This is a genomic window from Rahnella sikkimica (genome assembly GCF_002951615.1).
Lineage (GTDB): Bacteria > Pseudomonadota > Gammaproteobacteria > Enterobacterales > Enterobacteriaceae > Rahnella > Rahnella sikkimica.
Genome location: NZ_CP019062.1, coordinates 1,445,667 through 1,463,418 on the forward strand (window position 1 = coordinate 1,445,667; position 17,752 = coordinate 1,463,418).

The window sequence follows — 17,752 nt, forward strand, 5'->3', positions numbered from 1 at the left end:
ACCGCGTGCCGGAGCCGGATGCTTACTTCTGCGTAGCCAGCCACGCCTTTTGCTCTTTGGTCAGGTATTTCGCCCAGTCTTTCACCATGCTTTCGGTATCGTTCTGGCCGAGCAGCGTTTCCTGCGAGCTGTCTTTCACAATTACCGAGTTGAAATAGCCCCAGCCTTTGAGGTGCGTCGGCATGGTCAGCGGGATGTAATCCGGACTGTTAAGCTCGGCAAACCAGCCGGCGAACTGCGGCGCGTGGTAATACGCGTCCTGCTCCGCGCCTTTGTAAATCGGCAGCGTGCCGACGAATTTCGACCACGTCAGGTTGTTTTCTTTGTTACTGAGGAAGGAAATCAGATCCCAGCTTTGATCCTGATTTTTGCCCTGTTTGAACATCGACCAGCCGGTGTAACCGATGGTCGGATAGGCTTTGCCGTTCGGCCCGAGCGGCATCGGCGCGACAGAGAAATCGTCCGGGTTCATGCTGTTTTTGATGGCGATCAGCGCGTCCGGATCCTGATCGAGCATCGCGCATTTCCCGGAATAGAAGCCGGAGACAATTTCGTTAAAGCCCCAGTTCACGCTGTCTTTCGGCGCGTAACCTTTCTGGTACATGTCCACCAGGAACTGCGCCCCTTTCATTGCGCCCGGATGCGTCAGCGTGCTGTTGCCGTCTTTATCGAAGAAGTCCGGCGAGCCGTTCATCGCGGCCATAAACATCATCCAGGCGTTGGTGCCCCCGACGCCGCCGCGCAGGCAATATCCGCTGATGCCGTTGCCCAGACCGCTGATTTTCTTCGCATCGGCCATGAATTCGTCCATGGTTTTCGGCGCGTCAGTCAGCCCGGCCTGCTGGAAGATTTTTTTGTTCCAGAACATCGCCCGCAGATAGAAACCGTAAGGGATCATGGTCGCCGTGCCGCCGGAAGAACGCGCCATCGTCAGCGTTTTATCGGTCAGATCCGGTGTGCCGCTCCAGCTTTTCAGGCGCGGTTCGAGATCGGCCAGCATCCCGTTGCTGGCGTACAACCCCTGCCAGGTGTCAGGCATTTCCACGACGTCCGGATATTGCCCGCTCTGAATCATCGTACCGAGCTTTTCAAACGCCTGCCCCCACGGCAGTGACACCACTTCAATCTCGACATCCGGATGTTGCGCCTTGTACGCGGTCAACATTTTTTGCAACATTTCGGTACGCGCCGGGCTGGTGATCACTTCCACCAGCGTCAGTTTGGTGGCGGCAAAGCCGGCACAGGAAAACAGGCTGACGCTGAGGGCCAGCGCGCTGAGCAAAGCATGACGTTTCGGGTATCGCATAATCTTGGTTCTCCACGGCGCTAAGGGTCGGATCACAGGAACAGTCGTTGATGTTTTAAACCGGATTCAGGAACAGGCGCTTTCGATGGCGTTTTTCAGGTCGCGCCACAGATCGCCGGTATCTTCGAGGCCGATAGAAATGCGGATCACCCGTGGCGATACGCCAAAATCAATCGCCGAGTTAAATTCGCCCGCCTGATTCAGAACGGAAATGGCGGGCATCACCAGGCTTTCAAATCCGCCCCAGCTCACGCCCATCCGGAACAATTTCAGCGCGTTACAGAATGTCGGAATGTCGATGCCCTCGCTGAGTTCGAATGAAAAGAGGCCGCTGTAGCCGGTCAGCGTGGACGTCGGCAGCGGGTCTAAACCGGGATGATTCACCTGCGTAATGCGCGAATAGCCCTGTAAGCGGCGCGCCAGTTCCAGCGCACTTTCGTGATGCTGACGCATACGCAGCGGCAAAGTCCGCAGGCCGCGCAGCAAAAGCCAGGCTTCGTTGGCCGACAGTTTTCCGCCTAAAAACGGACTGATGTGACGGGTAATGGCGCTGATGCGTTCCTGACTGGAGATGACCAGCCCGGCCACCACGTCGCTGTGCCCGCTGATGTATTTGGATGCGGAATGGATCACCAGATCAATACCGGCTGCCAGCGGTTTCTGGAAAATTGGCGATGCCCAGCTGTTGTCGATCATCGTGATCACGCCGTATTTTTTAGCCAGTGTGGCAATCGCTTTCAGATTCTGCTCGCCCATCACCCAGCTGTTCGGGCTTTCCAGATACAGCAGTTTCGCGCCCTGAATCGCCTCTTCGAGTGCGGGAAGTGAACAGCCATCCACGAACTGAGCCTCTATCTGAAAACGGGTGCAGAACCCGCGCAGGAAGCGGTAGGTATCGGGGTAAACGTGATTCACGCACACCACTTTGTCGCCCGGCCCGGCCACGCTCAGAATGGAATTACTGATCGCCGCCATGCCGCTGCCGAAGGCCAGACAGGCTTCGCCGCCCTCCAGTTCCGCGACCTTTTTCTGCAATTCCACCACCGTCGGGTTATCGACGCGGGAATACAGCGCGTGATCGCTGTCGCCGCGAAAACGGGCGATCATGCTGTCATAATCGGTGAAACTGAATAACGACGACTGGTAAATCGGCGGCGAAATCGCGCCGCGGTCATGGCGACCGTCGTGGACTAAACGGGTGTATTCGTGCAACTCATCGTGCTGGCTTTTATCATCTTGCTGCATTGATCACTTCCTTCATGTCACGTTCAGTTATGTTCAGAATGTCGTTGCTCAGCCTGCGTGCGGTTTCCGGCTCGCGCCGCGCGATGGCTTCAAATAAGGTCCGGTGCAGCGGAAAAGAGTCGCTGAACAGCGCCTGTTCCGGCGGCGATTCAAAAAAGGCGTGGAGTAAGTCGTAGATCCCGCCGACCATTTGCAGCAGCAGCGGGTTGTGCGCGGCGGTGTAAATCGCAGCGTGAAACTGCCAGTCTTCGGCTCCGGCGGAACCGACGCTCAGATGCACTTTTTCCATCACATCGAGCTTTTGTTCGATGAACAGCAAATCGCTTTCTGTCGCCCTGACCGCCGCCAGCGCCGAGGCTTCGCATTCAATAATCCGGCGGACTTCCAGCGCGTGAAGCATGGTGGCGGAGTCGTTTTTAAAGCGCAGGGACAGAAAGCTGTCGTTGGCGGTGACTTCAGATTGCAGGAAAGTGCCGCTGCCTTTTTTGCGCACGATAATGCCCAGCGCTTCCCAGCGTTTCAGCGCCTCGCGGACGGTATTGCGGCTCACCGCCAGCCCTTCCGCCAGCACGCGCTCGGGCGGCAATTTTTCGCCCACGCGGGTGCCGGACTGCGCCACATAGCGGGTCAGCGCATCAAGCACCAGCGTGTCACTTTGCTGAGGCGCAATCGGGTGCAACAAATTCAGTTCACCGTGCATACCGTGCATATTGTTCTCCGCGCATCGGCCAGAATTGGCCCAACAACTCAACCTGAGGACCACTTTGCAATTTGTTTGCCAGTTTTTAGATAACGCGCTAACCCAATGATTTCCTGAAAAATAGTGTATTTACGCACCAATCCGGGCAACAAAACCGCGATCGCCGTGGTGCAAAAATCACCGGTTTTGTTACGCCGCTGTGCAGGATTTGTTCAGACATGTAGCACGCAATGGATTGACGCTCGGTAGCGCAAATGATAATTGTTATCATGTAAATTCATTTCATCAGGCAGGTTTGTATGACCACGAACACTGACCGCGCGTCCGTTGCCTCCGTGTGTATTGTTGGCGGCGGCCCTGCCGGATTAATGCTGGGCTACCTGCTGGCCCGTCAGGGAATTGACGTGACGGTGCTGGAAAAACACCGGGATTTTCTGCGTGATTTTCGCGGCGACACCATTCACCCCTCGACGCTGGACATCATCTGGCAACTGGGTTTTCTCGATGAGTTTCTCGCCCTGCCGCATCAGCGCGCCGAGAAGCTGTACGGCGAAATCAACGGCAAAGAAACCACGCTGGCGGATTTCACCCATCTGCCGACGCAGTGCAAATTCATCGCCTTTATGCCGCAATGGGATTTCCTGAATTTCATCGCCAGCAAAGCCGCGCTGCTGCCGAATTTCCGGCTGATCCACAATGCGCAGGTGCTTTCGCTGCGGGAGGATAAATGTCAGGTGTCCGGCGTTCTGGCGGAGGTTAACGGCGAAACGCAGCATTTCGACGCTGATCTGGTGGTCGGTTGTGACGGCAGAAATTCGATTGTGCGCGAGCAGGCCGGCATGGAAATCCGCCGTTACGGCACACCCCGTGACGTATTGTGGCTGAAAATCAACAAATGCCCGGACGACCCGCAGTGGTCGATGGGCCATCGCGGCCCGAAGAAAAACTTCATCATGATCGACCGCGGCGATTACTGGCAGTGCGGTTATTCGATTCCGAAAGACAGCCTCGACGCGCTCAAAGCACGCGGCATCCCGCCTTTTCTGGATTTGCTGACTGAAGTCTCACCGTTTGAGCGAGAGCGTCTGGGCGAAGACATTCAACGCTGGGACGACGTGCGTCTGCTGGTGATCCGCATCGACCGCCTGAAACAATGGGCCAAACCGGGGCTGCTGTGCATCGGGGACGCCGCCCACGCGATGTCGCCGATTGGCGGCGTCGGCGTGAATCTGGCGATTCAGGATGCCGTCGCGACTGCAAATATTGTTACGCAACCGCTGAAATCCGGACGTCTGACGCTCCGGCACCTGAAACGCATCCAGCGGCGACGGGCGTTTGCGACCTGGGCGACACAATCCTTACAGATCATGATCAGTAAGGTGGGCCAAAAGCCCCGGAAGCGTGCCCCTTCGCGGCTGGAAAGCTGGCTACGGGGGAGGAAGTTTATTCCCTTCTTGTTTGGACGCCTGATCGGAGTCGGGTTTTATCGGGAGATCCCGAAACTGTGAGCGTGAGACGCACAGGCTGGTTAAAGACAGACTGAGTCGATTTCGGTTTTTCAATTGCGGTGATCGCTCAGCGGCTGGCGCCGAAACCGACCAGAGAGGCCCAGGACGGGCCCTCTCTGGACTCTCTGCGTCTTTTTCACTGCGCGCTGCCGCTCGTAGGCTATGTTTCAGCAGCCACAGCTATTGCCGCGAAAACTTGCCGCTGCGCGGTTCCTTCGTTTCGGTGTTCGAGCCTTGGGTCTCGAAACTCTCACTCAGCAAGCTTTCTGAAAGCGGCTGGAGGCTTATCTGAATTCAACGGCATCTTTTCAATAACCATCAGCAGTGAGGTTGTGAATTAGAAAGTCAGTGGCCGCTTTCAAAACGACGTTGAGAGAGTGGTGAGAAACAGCGAGAGTCTTTTTTCGAGCAGGTTCGAACCCGAAGCGAAAGAACCGCGTAGCGGCGGCGTTTGCGGCACTAACCGGCGTTGCTGAAACAGTGCCAGCGAGCGATAGCGCGCAGTGAAAGAGCCGGGGATTCTCAAGGGGCGCGGCGACAGGCGCTCCTTGAGGCCAGTTTGGGTGGCAACCCAAGGTTTTGATTTTGACCTGAAGCCAGTTTGGGTGGCAACCCAAGGTCTTATGGGTTTGGGTGGCAACCCAAGCTCCTGACCCGAGCGAGCACCGCAAAAACCGTCTGGTGATGTCGGTCATACATCACAAATATCAATCCTCCCCGCTATTTCATCACCGTTACTTGATAAGCGTCATTACGCCGAGCCGGTTAATTGTTCAAAGTGCCCGCCTTTCACTTGGATCCAAATTTAATCTCGGGGAATACAGAGATGACAGAGTTATTGATAGGTCTGGTGGTGGCCGTGTTTGTCGGGCGGTACATCATCAAGGGATATTCGCCAACCGGCGTGCTGATGGTGGGCGGGTTATTACTGCTGATTATCAGTGCGTTAATGGGCCACAGCGTGCTGCCGGAAGGCACGAAGAGCACCGGCTGGAACGCCACGGATATCGTGGAATACGTCAAAATCCTGCTGATGAGTCGCGGTGGCGATCTCGGGATGATGATCATGATGCTGTGCGGTTTCGCGGCGTACATGACGCATATCGGCGCTAACGACGTAGTCGTAAAACTCGCGTCACGTCCGCTACAGATGATTAACTCGCCGTACATTCTGATGGTCGCGGCCTATATTCTGGCGTGTCTGATGTCGCTGGCAGTGTCTTCCGCGACCGGTCTCGGCGTGCTGCTGATGGCGACGCTGTTCCCGATTATGGTCAACGTCGGGATCAGCCGTGGCGCGGCGGCGGCAATTTGTGCGTCTCCGGCGGCCATTATTCTTTCCCCGACGTCCGGCGATGTGGTGCTGGCGGCGCAGGCGGCCAACATGCCGCTGGTCGATTTTGCCTTCAAAGTCACCCTGCCGATTTCAATTGCCGCCATCGTGGCAATGTCTGTTGCGCATTTCTTCTGGCAGCGTTATCTGGATAAACGCGATACCGCCGTGGTGGAGGCCGTTGATTCCAACAAAGCAGATGTTATTGAAACCAATGCGCCCGCTTTCTACGCCATTTTGCCTTTCACGCCGATTATCGGGGTGCTGATTTTTGACGGAAAATGGGGCCCGAACCTGCATATCATCACCATTCTGGTGATCTGCATGTTGCTGACTGCGCTGATTGAAACGGTGCGTAACCGTAGCGGGAAAATCGTGTTTGCCGGGCTGGACGTGGCGTATCGCGGCATGGCGGATGCGTTTGCCAACGTCGTGATGCTGCTGGTGGCGGCAGGCGTTTTCGCACAGGGCCTGAGCACCGTCGGCTTTATCAGCAGCCTGATCGGGCTGGCGCAAAACTTTGGTTCCGGCAGCATTATTATGATGCTGGTGCTGGTGACGATTACCGTTCTGGCCGCGATGACGACCGGCTCGGGCAATGCGTCGTTTTATGCGTTCGTGGAGCTAATCCCGAAACTGGCGGCGAAAATGGGCATCAACCCGGAATATCTGGTGATCCCGATGCTTCAGGCGTCCAACCTCGGACGCACCATTTCACCGGTCTCCGGCGTCGTGGTCGCCGTGGCGGGTATGGCAAAAATCTCCCCGTTCGAAGTGGTAAAACGCACCTCCGTGCCGGTCCTCGTCGGGCTGATTGTGGTTATTGTCGCCACAGAAATCCTAGTTCCGGTTCACTAATTCCCCTCCTTTTCTAATACTGAAATCATTCGCGCTGTATCAAGGCGGCAACTGAGCAAATCCCCGGGAGCATACAAAAGTATGTGACCGGGGTGCGCGAAGGAAGCCAACGCCGAGACAGCGTGAAGGATGAAAGTATTGATCACATAAATACGATATGGGCTAATACCAACTCAGGTTAAGCTACTGCGCCTTGAAGGTCGGGGAAAACGCCCCGTCTGAGTGATGGCGAAATCCGCGTAATATAGGCTTTTTATGTTGAATAATCCGGGCTACAAACGAATCGGCGGGTGGTTACTGGCCCCGATGGCGTATCTGATTGTCACGCTGCTGAGCGTCGTATTAATGCTGTTCCTGTTTTCAATGGCCCTGTTTATGCCGGAATCACGCGAATATTTAATCACCAATTCGCAGGCCTTTACGTTGCAATGGTATTTCTCCGTGGTGACCACATTGGCGATGGGGTTATTTACCGTTGCGGTGCTCTGGCAATTTTGTAAGCGTGCCAGAGCGTTACCGAAAATGTATATTATCTGGTTGCTGTGTACGGTATTGCTGGCGGTAAAAGCCTTTGCATTCTCGCCAATTACCGATGATCTGGCCGTGCGTAACTTGCTGTTACCTTTATTGGCCGCCGCCGTGTTTGTGCCTTATTTCAAGCGCTCACTGCGGGTGAAAGAAACCTTCACGGAATAACCCTGAAGTTTTAATGTTTATTATGTCCGGGCAATTGTCATGACCTCTTACTTATTACTGTTTGTCGGCACCATGCTGGTGAATAACTTTGTTCTGGTGAAGTTCCTCGGACTTTGCCCGTTTATGGGCGTGTCCAAAAAACTGGAATCCGCCATCGGCATGGGCCTGGCGACCACGTTCGTGATCACCTTGTCGAATATCTGTTCGTGGATGGTCAACACCTTCATTCTGATGCCGCTGGGCCTGGTGTATCTGCGCACCATGGCGTTCATTCTGGTGATCGCCGTCGTCGTGCAGTTCACCGAAATGGTCGTGCGCAAAACCAGCCCGTCGCTGTACCGCCTGCTGGGTATTTTCCTGCCGCTGATTACCACCAACTGCGCCGTGCTCGGCGTGGCGCTGCTTAACATCAACCAGCAGCTGAATTTCATGCAGTCCGCGCTTTACGGTTTTGCCGCCTCACTCGGCTTCTCGCTGGTGATGGTGCTGTTCGCCGCCATTCGTGAGCGTCTGGTGGTCGCTGACGTGCCCGCGCCGTTCAAAGGTTCTTCGATTGCGCTGGTCACGGCGGGCCTGATGTCACTGGCCTTTATGGGCTTCACGGGTCTGGTGAAATTCTAATGTCTGAATTATGGGTAGCGATTGGCGCGCTGACCGCACTGGCGCTGGTTTTTGGCCTGCTGCTGGGTTACGCCTCGCGTCGTTTTGCCGTCGAAGGCAACCCGGTTGTCGATCAGATTGACGATATCCTGCCGCAAAGCCAGTGTGCGCAATGCGGGTATCCCGGCTGTAAACCTTACGCCGAAGCCGTGGCCAATGGCGACAACATCAACAAATGTGTGCCGGGCGGCGAAGCGGTCATGCTCAAGCTGGCCACCCTGCTCAACGTCGAGCCACAGCCGATGGGCGAAGACGTCGCCGCCGCCGTGCCGGTGCGTAAAGTGGCGTACATCGACGAAAGCAACTGCATCGGCTGCACCAAATGCATTCAGGCCTGCCCGGTCGATGCGATTGTGGGCGCGACCCGCGCCGTGCACACCGTGATTACCGATTTATGTACCGGCTGTGACCTATGCGTCGCGCCGTGCCCGACGGACTGCATCGAAATGCTGCCGATCAAAACCACCACCGCAAACTGGAAGTGGGATTTGCAATCCATTCCGGTTCAGATCATCCATGCGGAGTAACATGTTTAATCTGTTTGCCGCGCTCAAAAAAGACAAAGTCTGGGACTTCGACGGCGGTATTCATCCGCCGGAAATGAAGACCCAGTCGAGCCACGTTCCGCTGCGCAACGTGCCGTTGCCTGAGCGCTTTATCATCCCTCTTCAGCAACATCTCGGCCCTGAGGGCGAGCTGTGTGTAAAAGCCGGTGACCGCGTTTTAAAAGGCCAGCCGCTGACAACAGGCCGTGGCCGCACCGTGCCGGTTCACGCACCGACGTCGGGCGTGATTACCGCCATCGAACCGCACATCACCGCGCACCCTTCCGGCCTGAAAGAACTCTGCGTTCTGATTGAAGCCGACGGGCAAGACAGCTGGTGCGAACGCGACTTTGTGGCCGATTACCGCCAGCTTTCCGCCAGTGAACTGAACCAGCGCATCAGCCAGGCCGGTATCGCCGGATTGGGCGGCGCAGGTTTCCCGACCGCCAGCAAACTCGCAGGTGGCCTGACGTCCACGCGCACGCTTATCCTCAACGCCGCCGAATGCGAACCCTACATCACCGCCGATGACCGGCTGATGCAGGAACACGCGGATCAGATCCTCGAGGGCACGCGCATTCTCTGCCATATGCTCAGCCCGGAACGCGTGCTGATCGGCATCGAAGACAATAAACCGGAAGCCATTGCGGCGTTTAAAACCGCGATTAAAGCCACGGCGCAGCAGGATCTGGCTAACGGTATCCGCTTTGAACTGCGCGTGGTGCCGACCAAATATCCGTCCGGCGGTGCCAAACAGCTGACCAAAATTCTGACCGGCCTTGAAGTGCCGAAAGGTCATCACTCGTCGTCAATCGGTGTGCTGATGCAAAACGTCGGCACGGTTTACGCGATCAAGCGCGCGATCCTCGACGGCGAACCGCTGATCGAACGTGTCGTGACGCTGACCGGTGAAGCGATGGCAAAACCCGGCAACGTCTGGGCGCGTCTGGGCACGCCGGTTTCGCATCTGATGCAGGAAGGCGCGTTGCAGCCGCAGGGCGACAAGAAGATGGTGATCATGGGCGGGCCGCTGATGGGCTTCACCCTGCCGTCGCTCGATGTGCCGGTCGTTAAGATTTCCAACTGCCTGCTGGCTCCGTCGGAATCGGAACTCGGCCAGCCTGAGCCGGAAGAAGCCTGTATCCGGTGCAGCCTGTGCGCTGAATCCTGCCCGGCCGGTTTGCTTCCTCAGCAGCTTTACTGGTTCAGCCGCGGTGAAGAACACGAAAAAGCGCGCAACCATAACCTGTTCGATTGCATTGAATGCGGTGCCTGCGCGTACGTCTGCCCGAGCAACATTCCGCTGGTCCAGTATTACCGTCAGGAAAAGGCCGAAATCCGTGCCATCGACAGCGAAACCGCCCGTGCGACTGAAGCTAAAGCGCGTTTCGAAGCCAAACAGGCGCGTATGGAACGCGACAAAATCGCCCGCGAAGAGAAACACCAGAAAGCCGCCGTGAAGCTGAGCGAAACGCCAGTGGACGACGCGCCGGTCGCCGAAGTCGCGGCTGAAACGGCGGAAGTGGATCCGCGTCAGGCCGCACTGGCCGCCGCCATTGCCCGTGCCAAAGCCAAAAAAGCGGCTGCCGCACAGGAAATTCCGGTCGCGTCTGAACCGCTGCCTGAAACGCCGCCGGCCGCAGAAGACGATCGCAAGGCCGCCGTGGCTGCCGCTATCGCCCGTGTAAAAGCCAAAAAAACCGCCGCCGCGCAGGTCAATATTGACGAAAGCGTGACAACGTCACCGTCTGACCCTTCCTCTGATGATAAGCGTAAAGCCGCTGTTGCCGCTGCCATAGCCCGTGCAAAAGCTAAAAAAGCGGCGGCGCAGAGTGACGCTGAAGAATCTGCTACGGACAACGACGCATCTTCAGAACAAGACACCACACAACAAGAAAGCGATCCACGCAAAGCCGCCGTGGCTGCTGCGATCGCCCGAGTTAAGGCCCGTAAAGCCGCTCAGACAATGTCGAACGAGGAATAGATGGCCTTCAGGATCGCAAGTTCACCTTTTACACATAACCGCCAAAATACCAGCACCATCATGATGATGGTGATTCTGGCGTGTATTCCGGGTCTGATCGCTCAGATTTGGTTTTTCGGCTTCGGAACGCTGGTTCAGCTTGCACTGGCTATCGTGGTTGCTCTGCTGGCAGAAAGTGCCGTTCTGCAACTTCGCAAACAGCCGGTAAAAAAACGTCTGGGCGATAACAGCGCCCTGCTGACGGCCATTTTAATCGGCATCAGCCTGCCGCCGCTCGGCCCGTGGTGGATGGTGGTGCTTGGCACGTTTTTCGCCATCATCATCGCCAAACAACTGTATGGCGGGCTGGGGCAAAACCCGTTTAATCCAGCGATGGTCGGTTACGTGGTCCTGCTGATTTCGTTCCCGGTGCAGATGACCACCTGGCTGCCGCCGGACGCACTGCAGCATCATCACGTCAGTTTTACGGATACGTTGCTGACCATTTTCACCGGCCACAGCGGGCAGGATCTGACGGCCTATCAGTTGCAGATGAACGTGGATGGTGTAACGCAGGCGACGCCGCTGGATGCCTTCAAAACCGGTTTACGCTCCGGCCATACGGCGGATCAGATTCTGGCAACGCCGCTGTTTAGCGGCACGCTGGCGGGGCTGGGCTGGCAGTGGATTAACCTCGGTTTTCTGGCCGGCGGTCTGTTCCTGATGTGGCGTAAAATCATCAGCTGGCACATTCCGGTGGCCATGCTCGGTATGCTGGCGTTCTGCGCCGCCATCGCGTGGGGTCTGGCGCCGGAAAGCTATTCTTCACCGCTGGTCGGCTTGTTCTCCGGTGCGACCATGCTCGGTGCCTTCTTTATCGCCACCGACCCGGTGACGGCGTCAACCACACCCAAAGGCCGTCTGGTTTTCGGTGCATTAATTGGTTTGCTGGTGTGGCTTATCCGCACGTACGGCGGGTATCCCGACGGCGTGGCCTTTGCGGTTCTGCTGGCCAACATTACCGTGCCGCTGATTGACCACTACACTCAACCACGTGTTTACGGGCATCGCTGAGGAAGAATTATGTTAGCTACAATGCGACGCCACGGCCTGATTCTGGCTTTCTTTGGCGCACTGATGACCGGCATGACCGCCATCGTAAACCTGCTGACCAAGCCGACGATTGAACATCAGGCGCTGCTACAGCAAAAAACGTTGTTTGATCAGGTGATCCCGGCCAGCGTTTACGATAACAACATGCAGGACGAATGTTACAACGTCACGGATGAATCGCTCGGCACCGCCACGCCCCACCGTATGTATCTGGCGCGCAAAGGCGGTGAACCGGTGGCTGCCGTGGTGGAAACCACCGCGCCAGACGGTTACTCCGGCGCAATCCAGCTGCTGGTCGCCGCTGATTTTCATGGCAAAGTCTACGGTTCCCGCGTGCTCGAACAGCATGAAACGCCGGGGCTGGGTGACAAAATTGAAGTGCGTATTTCCGACTGGATCAAGCATTTCGCCAACGTCACCGTAAACGGCGCCAGCGACCCGCGCTGGGCTGTGAAGAAAGACGGCGGTGTGTTTGATCAGTTTACCGGCGCGACCATTACCCCGCGCGCTGTCGTGCGCTCGGTAAAACGCACGGCCTTATTTATCGGGACGGTGCCGTCTCAGCTTTCCCACCTCACCCCTTGTGGAGCCCGTGATGAGTGAAGCCAGAAAGATAATCGTTCAGGGTCTGTGGACCAACAACTCCTCGCTGGTCCAGCTGCTGGGGCTTTGCCCGCTGCTGGCCGTGACGTCCACCGCCACTAACGCCTTAGGTTTGGGGCTGGCCACCACGCTGGTGCTGACCTGTACCAACGGCATGATTTCCGCGTTCCGTAAGTGGATACCGGATGAAATCCGTATCCCGATTTACGTGCTGATCATCGCGTCGGTGGTCAGTACCGTTGAAATGCTGATTAACGCCTATGCCTTTGGTTTGTATCAGGCGCTGGGGATATTCATCCCGCTGATTGTGACCAACTGTGTGGTGGTCGGTCGCGCGGAAGCCTGCGCCGCGACCAGTCCGGTGCATCTGGCGGCGCTGGACGGTGCCATGACCGGTCTCGGGGCGACGTGCGCGATGTTCGTCCTCGGTTCGATGCGTGAAATTCTCGGCAGCGGCGTGTTGTTTAACGGCGCGGATTTGCTGCTCGGCGGCTGGGCAAAAGTGCTGCGCGTTGAAGTGATTCATCTGGATAACCCGTTCCTGCTGGCAATGTTGCCACCCGGCGCGTTTATCGGTCTGGGCCTGCTGCTGGCGGCTAAATACCTGATTGATCAGCGTATGAAAGCGCGTAAAGCGGTGCAACACATTGCCGCCGAAGACAGTTTGCCAAAGGGAAGTGTTCATGAATAAGGAAAAGCGCATTGAGATCCTCAGCCGTTTGCGGGACAACAACCCGCATCCCACGACTGAACTGGTGTACACCACGCCGTTCGAGCTGCTGATTTCAGTGTTACTTTCCGCGCAGGCCACGGACGTCAGCGTGAATAAAGCGACCGCGAAACTGTATCCGGTCGCCAACACGCCGGAGTCCGTTCTGGCGCTCGGCGTGGACGGTGTGAAGGAATACATCAAAACCATCGGCCTGTTTAATTCGAAAGCCGAAAACGTCATTAAAACCTGCCGCATTTTGCTGGAAAAGCACAACGGCGAAGTGCCGGAAGACCGCGCCGCGCTGGAAGCCCTGCCGGGCGTCGGGCGTAAAACCGCCAACGTGGTGCTCAATACTGCCTTCGGCTGGCCCACCATTGCCGTCGATACGCACATTTTCCGCGTCTGTAACCGGACGAAATTCGCGCCGGGTAAGACCGTCGATGACGTGGAAGAAAAACTCCTCAAAGTCGTCCCCGCCGAGTTTAAGCTCGATTGCCATCACTGGTTTATCCTGCACGGGCGCTATACGTGCATTGCGAGGAAGCCGCGGTGCGGGTCGTGTTTGATTGAAGATTTGTGTGAGAGTAAAGAGAAGGTGTATGCGGAGTGAAAGGGAGTGCCCTTTGACCCCGTTTTATTTTCAATTTCAACTTCAATCTTAAATTCAAATTCAAATTCGAAATCAAGACCTTGGGTTGCGTCCCAAACGGGATTTTAACGGGATCGAGAATATTTCGGTTTCTCACTTGCCGTAAGTGGGCTGAATTCTCCGACCGAGAAAGTTTCGGTTTCTCAATTGCCGTAAGTGGGCTGAATTCTCCGACCGAGAAAGTTTCGGTTTCTCAATTGCGGTGATCACTTAACTCACTGCGCCGAAACCGCCAAAGAGGGAGGAAAGCGCCTCCCTCTTTGATCTCCCACGCTTTTTTTACTCCGCGCTGTCGCTGGGCCGATGGACATGTTCTGCCACATCAGCGTGTGGCGCGAAATCTTGCCGCTGCGCGGTCCCTTCCCTACGGGCTTCGAGCCTTGCGGTCTCGAACCCTCGGTCAGCAAAATTTCTGAGCGCGCCATCTCACCATTCAAAAGAATCGATTCTGATGCTTCTTCGTTTTTCAAAATAATGAATGGCATGGCAAGGTTGCGAACTAAAAAGCCAGTGGCCGCATTCAGAAAGCTTGCTGAATGAGTGTTTCGAGACCTTAGGCTCGAAGACCGAAATGAAGGTACCGCGCAGCGGCAAGTTTTCGCGGCAATAGCCGGAGTGGCTGAAACATAGCCAGCAAGCGACAGCGTGCAGTTAAAAAAGCGCGGGTGTCCAGAGGGCGCGCGCTTACGCGCCCTTTGGGCCAGTTTGGGCGGCGAGCCCAAGGTCTTGATTTTGAATTTGAATTTGAATTTGAATTTGAATCTGAATCTGAATCTAAATCTGAATCTGAATCTGAATCTGAAGTAAAAAGCCGCCATTGCAGCGGCCTCTGCAATCATCAGATGAATGATTTCGCCTGCTTCAGCACCACATCACACGCTTTGGTTTTCACTTTCTCTTTCACTTGCGATAACCCGCTGCCCAGATTATTCAGGTCAACGCTCTGATCTTTACCCGTTTTAAGCAAGCCACCCAACCCCTGCTGGTAGTCCGTGCTTTCAGCGCCGGACGCGCTCTGGATCCCCAGTTTGTTCAGCAGCTGTTCTTTCACGTTCTCGGTGCTGGCTTTGGAAAGTACGTTGTTTTTCACACAATACTGCAATACACCGGCGACGTTGGTCGCGCTGGTGGAGGTCAGCGCTTTATCGCCGCCGCTAAGCAGTGAAGTCAGTGATGATGTGGTTCCCGTCCCTGAGGTTGTTCCGGCACTGCTCAGCCCGTCGGTGGCGGCCTGTTGCAGTTGTCCCAGCAGGTTATTTGATGCCTGTGCGGAGGCTGCCAGTAACAGGCTGCCCGCGACCAGGGCCAGAACGCCGGTCTTTAATGCTTTCATGTGCTGCTCCATTCATTACACTGATATATTGCGGGAAATCTTGGTCTTAAATGATGAATTCATCAATAGGAAAATGGGAGATAAACCGGCAATACCGGTTTTATTTGATTGTCGCCGGAGGTTTAAGCGGTTGTTGTTGCGTCAGCCACAGCCCGGCGGCAGTGAAGAAATGCTGCGCCAGCGCCGTTGCCCTGCCCGGTTCGGCCACCACCAGCGCCGCGTGGCGGGTCATTGGCGTAATGTCCAGCGGACTGCGTTTCAGCGCCGGATGCATCTCATCAATCAGATGACCACTCGGCACCAGCGCACAGCCAATGCCGACAAACACGCCCTGCATCAGCTGAAATATCGAGGTGCTTTCCAGACGCGGATGCAGTTCCAGCCCGGCCTGACGGAAAAAATTATCCAGATACCGGCGGAAATAACGGCTCGGCTCGGAAAGACACAACGGCAACGCCGCGGCCTGTTCGGCGGTCATCAGCCCGATATTGTCCAGCTCAGGGAAATGGTCCGGGTGATACACCACGTCCACGCCGCCGTCATCAAGCGACACCAGCTGGAAACGCAGTTCGTTGAGGGTCGAGAACTCGAAAAAGCCGATGCCGACATCCACGGAATGGCTGCTCAGCGCTTCAATCAGCTGATCGGCGCTGACTTCCGAGACGCGATAATCCAGCCCCGGATGCGCCTGGCTTACCGCTTTGATCAGCTGCGCCAGCGAAACGCTGCACTGCGGCATCACGCCAATTCGTAGCGTTCCGCTCATGCCCTGTTTGAGGGATTCCACTTCCAGCTTGAGGCCTTCGTAAACCGCCACAATTTCACGCGCCCAGCTCAGCACCCGCAGGCCTTCAGCGGTGAATCCTTCGAAGTTATTGCCCCGGTTGATCAGGTTCAGCCCGAGTTCTTTTTCAAGGTTTTTGAGCCGCATCGACAGCGTCGGCTGGCTGACAAAACTGGCTTCCGCCGCCCGCCCGAAATGACGTTCCCGTTCAAGATTACAGAGATAAATAAGCTGTTTGATGTCCATTTTATAAAAATTCAATATGTTGCTAAAACGCTGAAAGCGCATTGATTCAATGCAGTACCGCCGTGCGTACACAAAGAATGCCCAGAAATCCGTGCGAGATAATCAAAGAAGCATAGCGGATAGCGGGATGCGCGTCATCAGCACGCCGGTTCCGTTTTTTCAGACAAGAATCCGGCAAACATCACGTTTTCCGACTACGCTTAAAAGCTGTCACAAACAAAGGAGCACTAAAATGTCATCTCAAGAATTCGAAAATGATGCAGATCGTCTGGCTGATAAGGTCGAAAACAAAGCGAACGAGTTCGCTGGCGAAGCGCAAAAGCAATTTGGCGACTTTGTGGATTCACCAAAGCACCAGCTGAAAGGCGCAGCGCGCAAATACTCCGCGCAGGCGAGTGAAGTGGTTTCAGATGTTGCCGATAAGATCAAAGAAAATCCGCTGTCAGGATTGATCGCTGCGGGCGCTATCGGCGTCGTGCTCGGTTTGCTGTTGGGCCGCAAATAAGCCTGCTCTTCAGCAAGATAAAAGCTTCAGCTAAAGAAAGCCCGGTTGGGCTTTCTTTGTTTTCAACATCCCGTAATTCGTATTACGCCGTCAGCCCGAGAAAGGCGTGCACGCCCATATAGATTCCCACAGCGCCAATCAGTGCACTGGAAAAATACGGTGCGCGGCGCGCGACTGTATTGAATCCACTCCAGCGTTTTGCAACCTGCCGGACGCTCAGCGCCGCCGCGACACCCACGGTCACCAGCGTTAACGCCAGCCCGAGGCTGAAACACACCACCAGCGCGGCACCCAGCGCCAGTGCTTTCAGCTGGATGCAAATCAGCAATACGGTAATCGCCGCCGGGCAGGGGATCAGGCCGCCGGTCAGGCCGAAAACCAATATCTGCCCGTTGGTGACGTCTTTGGTCGCGAACCGCCGGGCGATATCTCCCGCATGAGCCCTTTCGTGTGCATCCTGATATTCCTGCGCAGCAACGTTGACGCGAAAACCTGTCAGGCTCGCCGGTTTGGCGTGAATGGCGTGAGGCACGCTGGCAGGCTGAAGAAGTCCGTGATCATGGTCGTGCCGGTGATCGTGATGATGTTCATGAGCACCATGACCGTGCGTATGCCCCGCGCCGCTTTGCTGCTGTTTCCACGCGCTTTCTCCGCGAAAGGTCCGCCAGAACATCCACGTTGCAGTGCCCGTGATAATCACGGCCGAGACCAGCTGGAGCCAGGGTTCAGCCGATTCAGCGGTGAAACGGTTACTGATGACCATCCCGCCAAACGCAATCAGCCAGACGATCGCGGTATGGGAAACCGTAGCCGCCAGCCCGAGCATCACAGCCTGCCGGACGGTGCCTTTGATGGCGATGATAAAAGCCGCCATCATCGTTTTCGAATGGCCCGGTTCCAGCCCGTGCAAAGCCCCTAACAATATGGCGCTGGGGATAAACACCCAGGCATTTCCCTGCTGCAATAACGTGGCAAAGTCGTTCATGGTTATCA

18 protein-coding genes are annotated in these 17,752 nt (G+C 56.1%); 11 read left to right on the forward strand and 7 right to left on the reverse strand.

Going from position 1 to position 17,752, the window contains the following annotated elements; genetic code table 11:
• Positions 1–22: 22 nt before the first annotated feature.
• The 3 genes from BV494_RS06470 to BV494_RS06480 form a co-directional block, all read right to left on the reverse strand.
• On the reverse strand, positions 23–1,306 hold the full coding sequence (locus tag BV494_RS06470) for an ABC transporter substrate-binding protein (RefSeq protein WP_104922115.1): 1,284 nt from the start codon (positions 1,304–1,306) through the stop codon (positions 23–25).
• A 66-nt stretch (positions 1,307–1,372) separates the two neighbouring features.
• Positions 1,373–2,551: an aminotransferase class I/II-fold pyridoxal phosphate-dependent enzyme gene (locus BV494_RS06475; RefSeq protein WP_104922116.1), complete on the reverse strand. Its 1,179-nt coding sequence runs from the start codon at positions 2,549–2,551 to the stop codon at positions 1,373–1,375.
• Complete coding sequence (locus tag BV494_RS06480) at positions 2,538–3,251, reverse strand: FadR/GntR family transcriptional regulator (RefSeq protein ID WP_101078857.1); 714 nt, start codon at positions 3,249–3,251, stop codon at positions 2,538–2,540. The genes BV494_RS06475 and BV494_RS06480 overlap by 14 nt, the downstream gene beginning before the upstream one ends.
• Before the next feature lie 299 nt (positions 3,252–3,550).
• Between BV494_RS06480 and BV494_RS06485 the strand changes: the two genes are divergently transcribed.
• The 10 genes from BV494_RS06485 to nth all read left to right on the forward strand — a co-directional run bounded on the left by BV494_RS06485 (position 3,551) and on the right by nth (position 13,852).
• Entirely contained in the window at positions 3,551–4,759 is a 1,209-nt protein-coding gene (locus BV494_RS06485) for an FAD-dependent oxidoreductase (protein WP_104922117.1), read from the forward strand.
• 826 nt (positions 4,760–5,585) lie between these two features.
• The gene (gene dcuC, locus BV494_RS06490) at positions 5,586–6,950 is read left to right on the forward strand and encodes an anaerobic C4-dicarboxylate transporter DcuC (protein ID WP_104922118.1); all 1,365 of its coding nucleotides are present in this window, start codon (positions 5,586–5,588) and stop codon (positions 6,948–6,950) included.
• Between the two features lie 255 nt (positions 6,951–7,205).
• Entirely contained in the window at positions 7,206–7,646 is a 441-nt protein-coding gene (locus BV494_RS06495) for a DUF2569 domain-containing protein (RefSeq protein ID WP_104922119.1), read from the forward strand.
• Between the two features lie 39 nt (positions 7,647–7,685).
• Positions 7,686–8,267, forward strand: coding sequence for an electron transport complex subunit RsxA (gene rsxA / locus BV494_RS06500; protein WP_101078861.1), 582 nt, complete (start codon positions 7,686–7,688; stop codon positions 8,265–8,267).
• Positions 8,267–8,833: an electron transport complex subunit RsxB gene (gene rsxB, locus BV494_RS06505; RefSeq protein ID WP_104922120.1), complete on the forward strand. Its 567-nt coding sequence runs from the start codon at positions 8,267–8,269 to the stop codon at positions 8,831–8,833. Before rsxA ends, rsxB begins: the two co-directional genes overlap by 1 nt.
• 1 nt (position 8,834) lies before the next feature.
• Positions 8,835–10,835: an electron transport complex subunit RsxC gene (gene rsxC, locus BV494_RS06510; RefSeq protein WP_104922121.1), complete on the forward strand. Its 2,001-nt coding sequence runs from the start codon at positions 8,835–8,837 to the stop codon at positions 10,833–10,835.
• Positions 10,836–11,888 carry an electron transport complex subunit RsxD gene (gene rsxD / locus BV494_RS06515; protein WP_104922122.1) on the forward strand — a complete coding sequence of 351 codons (1,053 nt, stop codon included), beginning with the start codon at positions 10,836–10,838 and terminating at the stop codon, positions 11,886–11,888. It abuts the gene before it with no gap.
• A 9-nt stretch (positions 11,889–11,897) separates the two neighbouring features.
• Complete coding sequence (gene rsxG / locus BV494_RS06520) at positions 11,898–12,530, forward strand: electron transport complex subunit RsxG (RefSeq protein WP_104922123.1); 633 nt, start codon at positions 11,898–11,900, stop codon at positions 12,528–12,530.
• The gene (locus tag BV494_RS06525; RefSeq protein ID WP_104922124.1) at positions 12,523–13,221 is read left to right on the forward strand and encodes an electron transport complex subunit E; all 699 of its coding nucleotides are present in this window, start codon (positions 12,523–12,525) and stop codon (positions 13,219–13,221) included. The genes rsxG and BV494_RS06525 overlap by 8 nt, the downstream gene beginning before the upstream one ends.
• Positions 13,214–13,852 (forward strand): endonuclease III, encoded by a 639-nt coding sequence (gene nth / locus BV494_RS06530; protein WP_101078867.1) that lies wholly within the window; start codon positions 13,214–13,216, stop codon positions 13,850–13,852. The genes BV494_RS06525 and nth overlap by 8 nt, the downstream gene beginning before the upstream one ends.
• 254 nt (positions 13,853–14,106) lie before the next feature.
• Here the strand turns inward: nth and BV494_RS25760 are convergent, their stop codons facing one another.
• The 3 genes from BV494_RS25760 to BV494_RS06545 all read right to left on the reverse strand — a co-directional run bounded on the left by BV494_RS25760 (position 14,107) and on the right by BV494_RS06545 (position 16,254).
• Positions 14,107–14,730 (reverse strand): hypothetical protein, encoded by a 624-nt coding sequence (locus tag BV494_RS25760; protein ID WP_192938089.1) that lies wholly within the window; start codon positions 14,728–14,730, stop codon positions 14,107–14,109.
• Positions 14,730–15,224, reverse strand: coding sequence for a YjjA family protein (locus BV494_RS06540; protein ID WP_104922126.1), 495 nt, complete (start codon positions 15,222–15,224; stop codon positions 14,730–14,732). The genes BV494_RS25760 and BV494_RS06540 overlap by 1 nt, the downstream gene beginning before the upstream one ends.
• 100 nt (positions 15,225–15,324) lie before the next feature.
• Positions 15,325–16,254 carry a LysR family transcriptional regulator gene (locus BV494_RS06545; RefSeq protein WP_104924729.1) on the reverse strand — a complete coding sequence of 310 codons (930 nt, stop codon included), beginning with the start codon at positions 16,252–16,254 and terminating at the stop codon, positions 15,325–15,327.
• Between the two features lie 232 nt (positions 16,255–16,486).
• On the opposite strand from BV494_RS06545, the gene BV494_RS06550 reads away from it, so the two are divergent.
• Positions 16,487–16,759: an ElaB/YgaM/YqjD family protein gene (locus BV494_RS06550; protein ID WP_104922127.1), complete on the forward strand. Its 273-nt coding sequence runs from the start codon at positions 16,487–16,489 to the stop codon at positions 16,757–16,759.
• 82 nt (positions 16,760–16,841) lie between these two features.
• Here BV494_RS06550 and BV494_RS06555 read toward each other — a convergent pair whose 3' ends face one another.
• Positions 16,842–17,744: a nickel/cobalt efflux protein RcnA gene (locus BV494_RS06555; protein WP_104922128.1), complete on the reverse strand. Its 903-nt coding sequence runs from the start codon at positions 17,742–17,744 to the stop codon at positions 16,842–16,844.
• Between the last annotated feature and the right edge of the window lie 8 nt (positions 17,745–17,752).